Genomic DNA, 14,352 nt, shown 5'->3' with positions numbered 1-14,352 from the left:
TGCATTTATACACACATATAAGAAGGAAGTACAATTAAAATTCAATTTACGCATTTTTTTAATTATGTTAAAGTGAGAAGGTTGGGGGGACGGACATCATGAATATACTTAAATGGAATTTTAATATGAAGATTAGACTCGTTGCTGAGTTTTTCTTTGGATTATTCTTTTGGATGTATTTACCATTTTTAGCAATTTATTTTGCTGAAGAATTAGGTAAAGTGACAGCAGGGATTTTACTTATGTGTTCTCAAGCTGTTGGAGTATTTGCAAATTTAATCGGTGGATATTTGGCTGATACGTATGGCCGAAAACGAATGATGGTCATTTCAGCTTTCATTCAAGCTGGAGGAATGATTTTGCTAACAATTGCAAATTCACCAATTTTAAATTCTCCATGGCTAACTTTTTTAGGATTTGCAATTATTAGTGTCACAGGAATGCTATATAATCCAGCAAGTTCGGCCATGGTAGCAGATACAGTTGAGGATAAAGATGAAAGAAACTTAGTCTTTGCTGTTTTTTATACGATGATAAATATTAATGTAGTGATCGGTCCAATTATTGGTGGTATTTTATTTTTTAAAGCAAGATTTTTATTATTTACTATATCTTCATTGATCTTTTTAATTGTCGCTTTTATGATTCTACTATTAATAAAGGAGTCATTACCAGACTCTGTAAGACAAGAAAAAGAAGCGTCTATTTCAAAAGTTTTAATTAAACAAGTAAAAAATTATCGTGTAATTTTTACTGATAAGGTTTTTTTCTTATTTGTTGCAGCGGGTATATTAATCTCTCAAACTTTTACTCAATTAGACTTATTACTAGCGGTTTATATAAAAGAAAGTATTCCTGTTCAAACATTATTAAGTTTTAGCGATTTTACTTTAAAGACAAATAGTGAAACATTATTTAGCTGGGTCATAGCCGAAAACGGTTTAATCGTAGCATTATTTACAGTTTTAATAACGAAATTTGCCAATAAGTTTAATGAAAGATTTCTATTTTTCGCATCATCAGTTTGTTATGCTTTATCTATGTTATTGTTCGGTTTCACGCTATCAGCCTATGTTATTTTTATTGCAATGGCACTCTTTACTTTGGGTGAGATATTAGTTGTAGGAAATCAGAACTCATTTATTGCAAAAATTGCCCCTGAAAATCAACGTGGACAGTATTTTGCAGCAGCAGGCTTAAGATGGTCACTAGGACGAACTATTGCACCATTAACGATTCCACTAGCTGGGCTAATTGGATATAAATGGACATTTAGCATAATTTCGATCCTAGCCTTGATTGGAGCATATTTATTTGAATTGATGTTTAAAGAAATCAAGAAAAAACCTGAACCGTTTACTGATAATATGAAGGTAGGATAAGTAGTAGTAAAAGAGGACCCAACAGATTGGGTCCTCTTAGTGTGTAGACAAAGTACAAAAAACTTGAGTTTCAGACTGATTGCAAGCGTTTGTCTTTCGAGGCGCGAAGCCTGATGAGGAGCGGAGTTACCCTAGACGGTAATGAGCACCGCAGACAGGCGAAGCAACGAAGAAAGCGAGCGTTTTCGGGCAGTCTGAGAGGACCCAACAGATTGGGTCCTCTTTTTAACGGTTATTTAATGTCTTATCTAGTGTGTCTATATTTTCTTGCATTAAGTCGAAATAATCTTTATGTTTCTTTAAATCATCTTCTGAAATAGTTGCTAGGTGGTTAAGTCTTAAGATTTCAGCATGGGTTTCATTTTTTACAACTGTTGCTACTTTAGGTGTTGCAAACGTTTCGAACAAAATATATTTAACATGATGTTCTTTAACAAAATCAACAACTTTCTTTAAATCCTTCTGTGATGGCTCTTGAGAAGGGGAAAGTCCTGTGATTGGGATTTGTTCAATTCCGTAATGTTGTTCCAAATATCCATAAGCTGCATGTGAAACGACAATATCCTTACGTGCAGAATGTAAAACTAAATTTCTTAATTCATTATCAAGTTCATCAAATTGATTTTCAATTTTATCATAATTTGCGTCAAAGTACTGTTTGTTTTTTGGCATTAATTTAACTAATTCATCTCTAATATTTTGTGCTTCAATTTTTGCACGAGATGGATCTAACCAAACGTGGGGATCAACGTCATGATGATCTTCATCTTCTTGAATTTCCTCTTCGTTTGACTTTATTAATTCGATATTTTTAGTTGCCTCTAAGATTGCAACATGATTATTTTTAAGTGTATCTTTGATTTTATCTGCAAAAGGTTCCATACCTGCACCATTGTAAACAAATAAATCGGAGTTTGCGATTTCTACAATTTGTTTAGAAGTTGGTTCAAAATCATGAGTATCAACACCAGTAGGGTATATGGAATGTACATCAACGTATTTACCACCAATTTTTTCAGCAAAATCTTGAAGGGGATAAATGGTTGTATAAATCGTTAGTTTGTTTTTATTTTTAGTACTTTGCTGATGTGTGTCCTTATTGCAAGCTGACAGAACTGCACTTGTTAATAGCAAAGTCGTTATTGCTAATTTTTTAAATTTCATTTTTTTCTCTCCCTAAAAAATTAATCATTTTAGTATTTTATAATGAGGTTGTTAATAAACGAATAAAGTTAAAAAAATTTAATTAATTCGTAATCATTCCTTTTTATACTTTAAAAAAAATGTAAGATCATTCTTATCAAACAATTAGGTACATAATTTAATAAAATATTCAAAATCGTAATAAATACGATTTAATCCTTTGTCATTATAGAACAGTAATTATTAATGTGCAAGAAAAATGCGATTTAAGTGGATAAAAAAATAAAAAAAAGTATGCTTTGATGAAAAAATACATCAAAACATACTTTTTATTAAGACTTTCGTTTTAAACGGAATTTACGTGGTTTCTTATTTTCATTACTTGATTGTTTCTTTTTACTTTTGAAAAATTGAAAGAAAATAAAGAAGATATAAAGCGGAATTGCTATATAAATAAAGAATGGCCACTGTTCTTTTTTAGCATGCCATACTAGATATAATGCGTATCCTAAAAAAATCGTAATAATTGTAGCATATTTAGGAATCGGAATATCTTTAAAGCTTGGAATTTTTAATCTACTAACCATTAAGAATGCTAATGCAACAAAAACTGTTATGATGACTATTTGCGGTATTCGACTTCCAAATAATGTCAAAAAGGCAACAAGACCACCAGCTGCTGTAATTGGTACTCCAGTAAAATATTTTAGTGATGTTGAAATCGGTGTAACATTAAATCTTGCTAATCTATATGCCCCAAACAGTGGGAATAAACCGGCAATTCCTAGACCAAAGATACCTTCAGTTGAAAATTGTGTACAAAATACCAAATAGGAAGGTGCAACTCCAAAAGTAACTATATCAGCTAAAGAGTCTAGTTCTTTTCCTAATTGTGATTGGACGCCTAAAACTCTAGCAACTCGACCGTCCATACTATCGAGCATCATTCCTATTAAAATAAGAATTGCAGCATTTCTAAATTCTCCTTTAGCGGCAAAGCCGATCGATAGAAACCCACAATATAAATTCCCTAGAGTAAATAGGTTTGGAATACTTTTTCTTATCATACATTCACTTCCTAAAATTGATATAAAAAATTGATATGTTCAAATTCAATAAGATATATTATAACCCAAAATTTAGTAATAATGGAATCTAATAATTAAGTTCATAAAATGTTTCTAGAATCGACATAAAGTCATATAAAATTTGTCGTATTTTGCACCGATAAAATATGTGAATAGTATTACAATCATATTGCACTACACTAAAATTAATAAAAAATATGATATTTGAACTAGGAATTTGGGGGAATTTAATAAAAAATAAATTAAATATTAAAAAAATACTTTTTTTTCTGAAAAATATGTAGTATATTGAAAAAGTAAAAAGTGATTTTTCAGAAAAATAAGTAAATTATAAAATGAATAATCACTAATATATGGAGGTGCTCTAATGAAGCGTAGATTAGCAACAACAGTTTCAAGTTTATTGGTACTAAGTACGGTACTAGCGGCTTGTGGCAAAGACACAGAAAAAACGGCAACTAACTCACAGAAGGATAAGAAGCAAACGTTAAGGTTAACTACAACTACCGAGATTCCTTCAATGGATTCAGCAAAAACTACTGATTCAATGTCATTCGAAGTTTTAAACAACGTAAATGAAGGTTTACTTCGTTTAGGAGAGGGTGACGCAGTAGTAGATGGTGTTGCTAAGAAAGATTCGGTTGAAATTAGTAAAGATGGTTTAACATATACATTCCATTTACGTGATACACAATGGTCAAATGGTGAGCCAGTAACTGCTAATGATTTCGTTTATGGTTGGCAACGTGCTGTAGATCCAAAAACTGCATCTGAATATTCATTCATTTTATACTATGTGAAAAATGCTGAAGCAATTTTCAATGGTAAAATGCCAAAAGACCAATTAGGTGTGAAAGCACTAGATGATAAAACATTACAAGTAACACTAGAACAACCAACTCCTTATTTCTTACAATTAACTACTTTTGGGACATACTTACCTGAAAATCAAAAGTGGGTTGAGTCTAAAGGGAATCAATACGGTTTAGAAGCAAATACTCAATTATATAATGGTCCGTTTACTTTAAGTGACTGGAAGCATGAGGAAAGCTTTACTTTAAAGAAGAATCCAAAATATTGGGACAAGGATTCAGTTAAGTTAAATGAAATTAAATACAATGTAGTTAAAGATACTTCTTCTGCAGTTAACTTATATGAAAACGGCGATATTGATAAAGTAATGCTTGATTCTGAGTACGTTGATAAATATAAAAATGACCCTGAATACAAAACTCAATTAGATGCTCGTTTAGTATTCTTCCGTTTCAATGAAAAACTACCAATCTTTAAAAATGCTAAAGCTCGTAAAGCATTTGACTTAGCATATGATAAAGAAGCAATTACATCTTCGATTTTAAATGATGGTTCTAAACCTGCATACTGGTTAGTACCTTCTGAGTGGGTAAAAGGACCAGATTCAAAAGATTTCCGTGATCATAATGGAGATTTCAACAAATATAATGTCGAAGAAGCTAAAAAATTATGGGCAGAAGCTAAAAAAGAACTTGGTAAAGATACATTTGAGCTAAAAATGCTTTCTTATGATGATACAACTCGTAAAAAAGCTGCTGAGTATGTAGCTGGTGAGCTTGAGAAGAATTTACCTGGTTTAAAAATTACAGTAGCTCCACAACCGTTTGAAATTAAACTTGATAACGAGAAAAAATTAGATTATGACTTCTCATTCTCAGGTTGGGGTCCAGACTATCCAGATCCAATGACATTTATTGATATGTTCTTATCTAACAGTCCATTCAATGAAATGGCATACAACAATCCACAATATGATCAGCTTGTAAATGCTGCTAAGAAAGAAGCAGACCCACAAAAACGTTGGGATGATATGATTGAAGCTGAAAAAGTAATTATGGATGAAGCTGGTATTTCTCCTATTTACCAACGCGGTCGTGCATATTTACAAAAAGATTCTGTTAAAGGTATTATTGCGCACAAATTTGGCGGAGATTTCTCTTACAAATGGGCATCTAACAAAAAATAATAGTATTAAACAAAAAGAGAAGGGATCATACTTCTCTTTTTTTAGGAAGTTTTTGGTATAAAAAAAGGAATTTTCTCTCAGATTGTTGAAATATAAAATTGTCAATAGAGGAAACGGACATTAAAAGAACATTTATAATAATGAAATATCATTTTTTGGAATGATCTATTAATGTTTTTAAAATTGATAAGTTTAATGAAGTAATGTTCGATATTAATTTTGACCTACAAAAGGATTAATAAACAACTGTGATAGAAAAGGTTTTTTCATTTTTTCTGTATAGGTAAAGCTGTAAAAGTAAATCTTAAAGGGTGTCCAGAGGATTACTTTGCTGGATCCTGTTTTATTTTGAGTATGAATAGAGAAGAAATTAAATTTAAAACTAATTTTTTTTGAAACTTTAAAAAAATATACATATTTGTCCATCTTTAAACATTTATTTAAATTGGGGCAATTATTAATGGTTTTGATTTAATATGCAAAAAAATACTTCAAAATGTAGCTTTTGGTTACAAAAAAGTAAAGATTTATTTAAATTTATTAATTTTTTTGAAAAAAATGTCGATTTTTTGTTGATATTTTCTAAAAAGTATGTAAAATAAAAAGTAAGTTAAAGGTTATTAACTATTCGGACAATGTAAATTGTTTGAATATTTTAATAGTTTTTAAGTCTAATTGTTTAATTTTGGGGAGGCAATCTAATGAAAAAGAAGGTATCGTATTTTCTATCTTTATCTGTTGCTGTGAGCATGCTTTTAACTGCATGTAACTCAGACAAATCAAATGAAGGTAAAAAAGAAACAGCAAAAGCAAAACCACAAGTATTAAACTTACTAGGCGGAGCTGAACTACCAAGTTTAGATTCAAGTACTAGTACAGATGCTGAATCTTTCAACGTTTTAGGTAACATTATGGAAGGTCTAAACACGTTAGGTAAAGATGATGTTGTACAACCTGGTATCGCAGAATCTTTTGATAAATCAGCTGATGGTTTAACTTATACATTCCACTTACGTGATGCTAAATGGTCTAATGGTGACCCTGTAACTGCAGGAGACTTCGTTTACGGATGGAAACGTGCTGCAGATCCAAAAAATGCATCTGAGTATGCATTCATGTTAAATGTGTTACAAAATGGTGAAGACGTTACTACTGGTAAAAAACCAGTTGATCAATTAGGGGTTAAAGCTGTTGATGATAAAACTTTAGAAGTTAAATTAGCAAAAGCTATTCCATATTTTGATTCATTAGTAACTTTCCCAACATTCTTACCATTAAATCAAAAATTTGTTGAATCTCAAGGTAAAAACTACGGGTTAGAAGCATCTAATTTAATTTTTAATGGTCCATTCGAGTTAAAAGAATGGAAACATGAGGTAAGTTATAAATTAGTGAAAAACCCTGACTATTATGATGCTAAAGACGTAAAATTAAATGAAGTCAACTTCCAAATCGTAAAAGACCCTGCAACAGGTGTAAACCTTTATGAATCAGGTGCAGTTGATCGTGCAGGTTTAACGGCAGAGTTTGTAGACAAGTATAAATCAAATCCAGACTATGGAACTACAAAAGAGCCAACCGTATTTTTCTTACGTGTAAACGAATCGAAAAATCCAGCTCTTAAAAACGTAAACATCCGTAAAGCTTTAAATGAAGCGTTTGATCGTGAAGACATTACAAACGTAATTTTAAATAACGGTTCAGTACCATTATATGGCCTAGCTCCAAGTAACTTCTTAGATGCTAATGGTAAAGACTTCCGTGATGCATCTGGACAACTTGTGAAATATGATCCAGCAGACGCTAAGAAATTATGGGAACAAGGCTTAAAAGAAATCGGTAAAAAAGAAGTAAGTATTGAATTATTAGGTACAGATGTAGAGACATCTAAAAAAATAGCTGAGTACTTACAAGGTGAGTTAACTAAAAACTTACCAGGCTTAAAAATGAACATTAAATCAGTACCATTTGCTCAACAATTAGATTTAAACTCTAAAAAGGATTATGATATTTCAATGGGCGGTTGGGGTCCAGACTATAAAGATCCAATGACATACTTCGATATGTGGACAAGTCAAAGCCCATTCAACCAAATGGGATTCTCTAATCCAGAGTATGATAAGTTAATCTCTCAAGCAGGTTCAGATTTCTTATTAGATCCAACTAAGCGTTCTGATGCATTCTTACAAGCTGAGAAAATCTTAGTTCAAGATAATGCGGCAATTCTTCCAATGTATCAACGTGCGATCGCATACCTAATGAAGCCAAAAGTAACTGGATTAATTGAGCATGCATTCGGACCAGATTACACTTACAAAAACGTTGTAATTAAATAATTAAGAAATGATAAAAGGCTGTTCTAATGTCAGGTCACTGACTTGGACAGCCTTTTTTTATATGTAATAATACATTCACCTTTGTATTTCTTTATTTTGACATATTTTATCTTGCTATGTATTATCATTGTAGTACAAGTTGTATTAGAGAGGGGGATTCTATTGACAAATATCATACATCAAATATTAGAATTTTTTGCATCATTAGGATATTTAGGAGTAGCTTTAGGCTTAATGATCGAAGTTATTCCGAGTGAGATTGTTTTAGCATATGCTGGTTATCTTGTAGCCGGAGGGCATATAAATTTTGTAGGTGCTGTAATAGCAGGTGTGATTGGGGGAACTATTGCACAATTATTTTTATATTGGTTAGGTTATTTTGGTGGTCGACCAATCATTGAAAAATATGGTAAATATATTCTAATTAATAAACATCATCTTGATTTAGCTGAAAAATGGTTTTCAAAATATGGCGTTGGAGTAGTGTTTACGGCTCGTTTTATTCCAGTTGTTAGACATGCCATTTCGATTCCAGCGGGATTAGCAAAGATGCCAATAAGTAAGTTTACACTTTATACAGTTCTTGCAATCATTCCTTGGTCTATACTTTTTATCAAAATTGGTGAGAAATTAGGTAAAAATTGGGAAACTGCTAAATCTGTTTTAGCTCCATATACACCCATGTTAATCATTATAGCGATTGCCCTATTTGTTGTATATTTTTTAATAAAAAAATTAGTGGGAAAAGGTAGAAAATAAAATAAATATGATTTGTTTTACATTATATTACATATAATATGATAAATTTCAATTGGAAGGATGAATTTTATGTATTCTATGTCATATGATGCACTAAAATCAGATTTATCAAATACTCTTTCAAATGTTCAAAATCAATTGAATACGGAAGATTATTCATTACATACAAAAGAGCAATTACAAAGTCAGTTAGAAGTTTATCAATACATTGATGAATTAAGTGATATGCATTATTTTTATAAAAGCGGATACTAAAAAATAGGTCACTATAAGTGGCCTTTTTCTTTATTTGTGAATAGTATAAATGCTCACTAAAATAGCTGCTAAAAGCCTTTGATTATTAGAAAATGGACTTTCTTTTTAATAAAGGTTGAAACATATATAAATGTTTCGTATGCTATTATTGTGTAGTTTTTGTTTTAGAATTAGAGGTGAATTAAGATGCTAAATTTTTATCTTTCAGATGCACAAGGGAAACTAAATCAAGTCGATGTTATTGAGAAAGGTTGTTGGATCAATGCGATCAATCCAACAGAACAAGAAATTCAATATCTAGTTCAAAAATTAGACTTAGATTTAGATTTTATTAAAGACCCACTCGATGATGAAGAACGTTCAAGGATAGAGGTTGAAGGGGAACACACTCTAATTATTGTTGATATTCCAATTGTAGCTCATGATGATAATGGGCACACAATTTTTGATACAATACCAATCGGGATGATTATTTCATCCAGCACTTTTGTCACAATCTGTTTAAGTGAAAATCCAATCTTTGAACGATTTATTTACCAAAAAGTAAAAGGCTTCTTTACGTTTAAAAAGACTAGATTTGCACTTCAACTATTGCATACGACATCATCATATTATTTACGTTATCTTAAACAAATTAATCGTAAAACAAATGAAATTGAAACTGAATTACATCAATCTACAAGAAATCAAGAGTTATTTACAATGCTGAACCTTGAAAAAAGTCTTGTTTATTTTACTACTTCACTTAAATCGAATAAAATCGTCATGCAAAAAATTCTTAAAGGGAATATATTAAAAATGTATGAAGATGATGAAGATTTATTAGAAGATGTAATTATTGAAAATAAACAGGCAATAGAGATGGCAGAAGTTTATAGTAATATCTTAAGTGGAATGATGAATACATTTGCTTCAGTTATCTCAAATAATTTAAATATTGTAATGAAATTTTTAACTTCTATTACAATTATTTTATCAATCCCAACTATGGTTTCTAGTTTTTATGGGATGAACGTTGATCATATTCCATTAGCCAATATACCACATGCGTTTCCAATTGTAATTGGTATATCTGCAATATTATCAACAACAATTGCACTAATTTTTTGGAAAAAAAGGTACTTTTAACTCACAAAGCCGCCGGTCATTCGGAGGTTTTGTGAGTTTTCATTTTTAAAAGTACATGGGAGAGAGATTATGAGTACGAATTTTTATCATTCGTTTTTACAAATGAATACGATCTTTATTTCGATTGTAGTAGAAGCATTGCCATTTATTTTAATTGGTGTTTTTATATCGGGGATCATCCAAATATTTATTACTGAAGAAATGTTATATAAGATAATACCAAAAAATAGATATCTAGCAGTATTAGTAGCTATTTTATTGGGATTTATATTCCCAGGTTGTGAGTGCGGAATTGTACCAATTGTAAGTAGATTGATCAAAAAAGGTGTGCCACACTATGTAGCGGTGGCGTTTATGTTAACAGGTCCAATCATTAACCCAATTGTACTGTTTGCAACATTTATAGCATTTGGTAATAATATTGAAATGGTGATTTATCGTGCCGGGGCTGCTATGATCATTGCTTATATAATAGGAATCGTATTATCATATTTAAAAATCGAGAATCCATTAAAACACGATCTAGTTACAATTCCAGTTGACCATTCAATTCCAGCTAGGAAAAAGTTATGGAGTGTTTGTGTACATGCTATAGAAGAATTTTTCTCAATGGGTAAGTTTTTAATTTTAGGTGCATTTATTGCAGCATTCGTACAAACATTTATTCCAACTTCAACGTTAATGCATATAGGTAATGGACAAGTTGCTAGTATTCTAGTAATGATGGCATTAGCCTTTATTTTATCTCTTTGTTCTGAGGCTGATGCATTCGTAGCATCTTCATTCCAAAGTACGTTTTCTTTAAACTCAATCGTTGCGTTTATGGTTATTGGTCCAATGATTGATATAAAAAATACATTAATGTTATTCCAACATTTTAAAAGTCGATATGTATTCATTATTATTGGGTTAGTTATTGTATTAACGTTTTTCACAACATTATTCATTTAAGGGAGAATCAATATGGCAAGAGCATATGTACTATTAGGATTTACCTTCTTTTTAATGCAATTGCATATTAAAGGTACGATCTCAAAATATATAAATATGAAATACTCTTATTTATCTCTGACAGCTGGGATATTATTTGCATTTCTAACTTTAATTCAAGTAATTCATACTTTAAGAACTAGTCATGATGAAGATGAACAGCATAGCCACGATCATGACCACGACCATAGCCATCATCATGAACATAATTGTGATCATACTTGTGTACATGGACATGTTCATAAAGAAGCAAAAGGGTTTAAAAAGTTTTTAAATGGCTTGGTTTTCATCTTTCCATTGTTTACAGGTATATTTTTACCCGTTGCAACTTTGGATTCTACGATTGTACAAGCTAAAGGGTTTCATTTCCCTGTTTCAGAACCGGGTAACAATGATCCTTTTATGCAAAGGCAGTATTTAAAGCCTGATTTAAGTATCTACTATGGGCAAGAAGGATATCAAAAATTAATTAAACAAGAATCAAAAGAATATATAAATAAGAAAAGCATTGTCCTAAATGATTATGACTTTCTTAAAGGAATGGAAGTTTTATATGATGAGCCTGGAAAATATTTAGGAAAGCAACTAACTTATAAAGGCTTTATTTATCATGAAAAAGGATTAAAAAAGAATCAGGTTTTCTTATTTAGATTTGGAATTATTCACTGTGTTGCCGATTCTGGTGTATATGGAGTGCTAATTGATTTACCTGAGGGACAAACGTTAAAAAATGATCAATGGATTGAAGCTACAGGTAATATACAACAAATGTACTATCAACCATTTAAAGTAAACATTCCTTATTTAGACGTTACTAAAATTAAGGAAATTCAACCACCAAAAGATGAATATGTATACCGTAACAAGTAAAATGAGCCTAATTGGCTCATTTCAGACTGTTGACAAACGCTCGCTTTCTTCGTTGCTTCGTCTGTCTGCAGTGCTCATTACCGTTTTAAGGTAACTCCGCTCCTCACCAGACTTCGCGCCTCGAAAGACAAGCGCTTGCAATCAGTCTGAAAATCAGGTTTTTAGAACTTTGTCTACACAATGAAATGAGCCTAATTGGCTCATTTTTTTTTTACTTTTAGGATAAACAACTAACAAAATCTTATAAAAAAGCCTACTATTGAAATTTCATTTACCGTACTGACATTAAAAATAGAAAAATAAATATAAAAAACTTGTTCATATCTAGACATGTACACATTCAATATCTAAATTTCTACGTATGTTATAAATGTACAATAAATAATTATAGAGGTGTTCTTAAATGTGGGGATTTTGTGGTTGCAATCGTAGAAGAGAAGAAAGAGAAGAAGTATCTCCAGTAAGAGATATGAGAGAGTTTGTTGAAGTTCGTAGACCATGTAATGAATGTGATTGTCATAGAAATCATGACAATGACAGAGTTATGAGTGAAAGTATGAATAGTATGAATAATGGTCATTCAAACAGAAACAGAAACGAAAACAGAAACGAAAACAGAAACATGGACGAAAACAGAAACAGAAACAGAAACATGAACGAAAACAGAAACGAAAACAGAAACGAAAACAGAAACAGAAACATGAACGAAAACAGAAACGAAAACAGAAACGAAAACAGAAATATGAATAATAATAGACGTAGTGGATGTAGAAGAAATAGAAATATGAATAATAGTATGGTATCACCAGCAACAAGCTCATTTTGTGATACTCAATTAGAAGCTGCAAGAAATAGTTGTGTTGCAAATCCGTTTACAGTATTTAATCGTTGCAACAATAATAATAATATGTAATTTATTAAAAAAAGAGCTTTTACACTAATTGAATTGCGAAATTTTTTATGAGGTGTCTTTTAGGGCATCTCTTTTTTTACGAATCAAAATTCTAATAAAATTCGTAAATGAGAGTGGAGTTCGAACAATTTAATATTTTAATCACATTCTTTTATAGCAGTAGAGTAATTAATAGGATTTAATAATTTTTTCATTCTATTTTATAGAGCTTGTACATACGATTTATTAGAGGTGATTTAATGAGACAATCAATATATATAAAATCTATTAATCTTAAACGTGTAACGGCAAGTGTCTTTGTAGGCATTGTCTTATTATTTTTGTTAGCGAGTTTATTTGTGACATCAATGAAAAATACTAAATCATATTATGTGCATCAATGGTTTGAAAAAATGAGCTATGAAGGATTTATTAAAGCGTTTGAATATGAAAATGGTCATTTTAAGGTAGGTGACGATTCTACTAAAAGTGGACAACCTATCGGTAATATACTTTTTTCATTTATTACAAATATTAGACTGTACGATCCAAAAAGTTTATTAGTGCATGAAATATCTAGTATGACGAAATTTGAAAATAATATCTTAGTTGCTGGAGAAGGTATTGATTTTACCAATCTTCCAATAGAATCAAGCTTAACACTCGACGAAATTAACCAAAATCCAACTGTTAAAGATCCAGTAAATGAACCAATTAAAAATCCAACAAATCCGCCATCACAAACTACAAATGGAAAAGATGTCTTTTTTATTTACCACACACATAGCTGGGAATCATTTTTACCTTTAATCCCAGGTGCAAAGTCGCCAAATCAAGCTTCTTCTCCAAAAGTAAATGTAAGCTTATTAGGTGAACGATTGAAAAAGAATTTAGAAGCAAATGGAATTGGTGCAATTGACGATAAAACAAATATTGGGGCTGAATTAACGAAAAGAAATTGGAATTGGGGAAGTTCATATAAAATGTCTAGATTGGTTGTACAAGATGCGCTTTCTCAAGATCAAGATTTAAATTATCTTATTGATATACATCGTGATGATCAGAGAAAAAATGTGACAACTACTGAGATTAATGGGCAAAAATACGCAAAGCTATACTTTGTAGTTGGCGTAGAAAACAAAAATTATAGAAAGAACTTAGCACTAGCAAAAGATTTAAATAGTGAAATTATGAAATTTAACAAAGGTTTAACAAGAGGAATATTTAGTAAAAACTATAAACAAGGGAATGGCGTTTATAACCAAGATTTATCACCGCACTCCATATTAATCGAAGTAGGTGGGGTCGATAATACATTACCTGAACTTTATAGAACGATTGACTTGCTCTCAGATATATTGAGTAAATACTATTGGGATCATCAATAGCGTTGTAAAAAAATAAAAAGAAGACCACGAAAAGAAAAAACTTTTCAAGGTCTTCTTTTTTCCTTTTGCCATAAAATTTCTATTCCTAGTTCATTTAAACTCTCTTTCATAACCATCAGTAA

Annotated in this window: 12 protein-coding genes; 10 read left to right on the top strand and 2 right to left on the bottom strand. The window is 30.9% G+C overall.

Features of this window, described 5'->3' with window-relative positions; genetic code table 11:
- The first annotated feature begins 98 nt into the window (after positions 1-98).
- Positions 99-1,382, top strand: coding sequence for an MDR family MFS transporter (locus ACFVRR_RS08015; protein WP_387326765.1), 1,284 nt, complete (start codon positions 99-101; stop codon positions 1,380-1,382).
- A gap of 225 nt (positions 1,383-1,607) precedes the next feature.
- Here ACFVRR_RS08015 and ACFVRR_RS08010 read toward each other — a convergent pair whose 3' ends face one another.
- Positions 1,608-2,546, bottom strand: a complete 939-nt coding sequence (locus tag ACFVRR_RS08010; RefSeq protein ID WP_387326762.1) for a metal ABC transporter substrate-binding protein — start codon at positions 2,544-2,546, stop codon at positions 1,608-1,610.
- Positions 2,547-2,857: 311 nt separating this feature from the next.
- Positions 2,858-3,592: a CDP-diacylglycerol--serine O-phosphatidyltransferase gene (pssA, locus tag ACFVRR_RS08005; protein ID WP_387326759.1), complete on the bottom strand. Its 735-nt coding sequence runs from the start codon at positions 3,590-3,592 to the stop codon at positions 2,858-2,860.
- Between the two features lie 388 nt (positions 3,593-3,980).
- On the opposite strand from pssA, the gene ACFVRR_RS08000 reads away from it, so the two are divergent.
- The 9 genes from ACFVRR_RS08000 to spoIIP all read left to right on the top strand — a co-directional run bounded on the left by ACFVRR_RS08000 (position 3,981) and on the right by spoIIP (position 14,230).
- Entirely contained in the window at positions 3,981-5,612 is a 1,632-nt protein-coding gene (locus ACFVRR_RS08000) for a peptide ABC transporter substrate-binding protein (protein WP_387326756.1), read from the top strand.
- 701 nt (positions 5,613-6,313) lie between these two features.
- Positions 6,314-7,948 (top strand): peptide ABC transporter substrate-binding protein, encoded by a 1,635-nt coding sequence (locus ACFVRR_RS07995; RefSeq protein WP_387326753.1) that lies wholly within the window; start codon positions 6,314-6,316, stop codon positions 7,946-7,948.
- A 156-nt stretch (positions 7,949-8,104) separates the two neighbouring features.
- Positions 8,105-8,707 carry an undecaprenyl phosphate transporter UptA gene (uptA, locus tag ACFVRR_RS07990; protein WP_387326930.1) on the top strand — a complete coding sequence of 201 codons (603 nt, stop codon included), beginning with the start codon at positions 8,105-8,107 and terminating at the stop codon, positions 8,705-8,707.
- A gap of 69 nt (positions 8,708-8,776) precedes the next feature.
- Complete coding sequence (locus tag ACFVRR_RS07985; RefSeq protein ID WP_056466479.1) at positions 8,777-8,962, top strand: hypothetical protein; 186 nt, start codon at positions 8,777-8,779, stop codon at positions 8,960-8,962.
- 186 nt (positions 8,963-9,148) lie between these two features.
- Positions 9,149-10,090 (top strand): magnesium transporter CorA family protein, encoded by a 942-nt coding sequence (locus ACFVRR_RS07980; RefSeq protein ID WP_097979388.1) that lies wholly within the window; start codon positions 9,149-9,151, stop codon positions 10,088-10,090.
- 69 nt (positions 10,091-10,159) lie between these two features.
- On the top strand, positions 10,160-11,041 hold the full coding sequence (locus tag ACFVRR_RS07975) for a permease (protein ID WP_387326749.1): 882 nt from the start codon (positions 10,160-10,162) through the stop codon (positions 11,039-11,041).
- Between the two features lie 12 nt (positions 11,042-11,053).
- The gene (locus tag ACFVRR_RS07970; RefSeq protein WP_387326746.1) at positions 11,054-11,950 is read left to right on the top strand and encodes a TIGR03943 family putative permease subunit; all 897 of its coding nucleotides are present in this window, start codon (positions 11,054-11,056) and stop codon (positions 11,948-11,950) included.
- A 403-nt stretch (positions 11,951-12,353) separates the two neighbouring features.
- Positions 12,354-12,863 carry a hypothetical protein gene (locus ACFVRR_RS07965; RefSeq protein ID WP_387326744.1) on the top strand — a complete coding sequence of 170 codons (510 nt, stop codon included), beginning with the start codon at positions 12,354-12,356 and terminating at the stop codon, positions 12,861-12,863.
- A 239-nt stretch (positions 12,864-13,102) separates the two neighbouring features.
- Entirely contained in the window at positions 13,103-14,230 is a 1,128-nt protein-coding gene (gene spoIIP / locus ACFVRR_RS07960) for a stage II sporulation protein P (protein WP_387326741.1), read from the top strand.
- Positions 14,231-14,352: the final 122 nt, after the last annotated feature.

It is taken from the genome of Gottfriedia sp. NPDC057948 (assembly GCF_042887255.1).
Taxonomy (GTDB): domain Bacteria; phylum Bacillota; class Bacilli; order Bacillales; family Bacillaceae_G; genus Gottfriedia.
This window is presented reverse-complemented; position numbering and strand designations above follow the sequence as displayed.

Coding starts and splice junctions, on each gene's coding strand:
- ACFVRR_RS08015 (WP_387326765.1), top strand. CDS start 99: ATGAATATACTTAAATGGAATTTTAATATGAAGATTAGACTCGTTGCT.
- ACFVRR_RS08010 (WP_387326762.1), bottom strand. CDS start 2,546: ATGAAATTTAAAAAATTAGCAATAACGACTTTGCTATTAACAAGTGCA.
- pssA (WP_387326759.1), bottom strand. CDS start 3,592: ATGATAAGAAAAAGTATTCCAAACCTATTTACTCTAGGGAATTTATAT.
- ACFVRR_RS08000 (WP_387326756.1), top strand. CDS start 3,981: ATGAAGCGTAGATTAGCAACAACAGTTTCAAGTTTATTGGTACTAAGT.
- ACFVRR_RS07995 (WP_387326753.1), top strand. CDS start 6,314: ATGAAAAAGAAGGTATCGTATTTTCTATCTTTATCTGTTGCTGTGAGC.
- ACFVRR_RS07985 (WP_056466479.1), top strand. CDS start 8,777: ATGTATTCTATGTCATATGATGCACTAAAATCAGATTTATCAAATACT.
- ACFVRR_RS07980 (WP_097979388.1), top strand. CDS start 9,149: ATGCTAAATTTTTATCTTTCAGATGCACAAGGGAAACTAAATCAAGTC.
- ACFVRR_RS07975 (WP_387326749.1), top strand. CDS start 10,160: ATGAGTACGAATTTTTATCATTCGTTTTTACAAATGAATACGATCTTT.
- ACFVRR_RS07970 (WP_387326746.1), top strand. CDS start 11,054: ATGGCAAGAGCATATGTACTATTAGGATTTACCTTCTTTTTAATGCAA.
- ACFVRR_RS07965 (WP_387326744.1), top strand. CDS start 12,354: ATGTGGGGATTTTGTGGTTGCAATCGTAGAAGAGAAGAAAGAGAAGAA.
- spoIIP (WP_387326741.1), top strand. CDS start 13,103: ATGAGACAATCAATATATATAAAATCTATTAATCTTAAACGTGTAACG.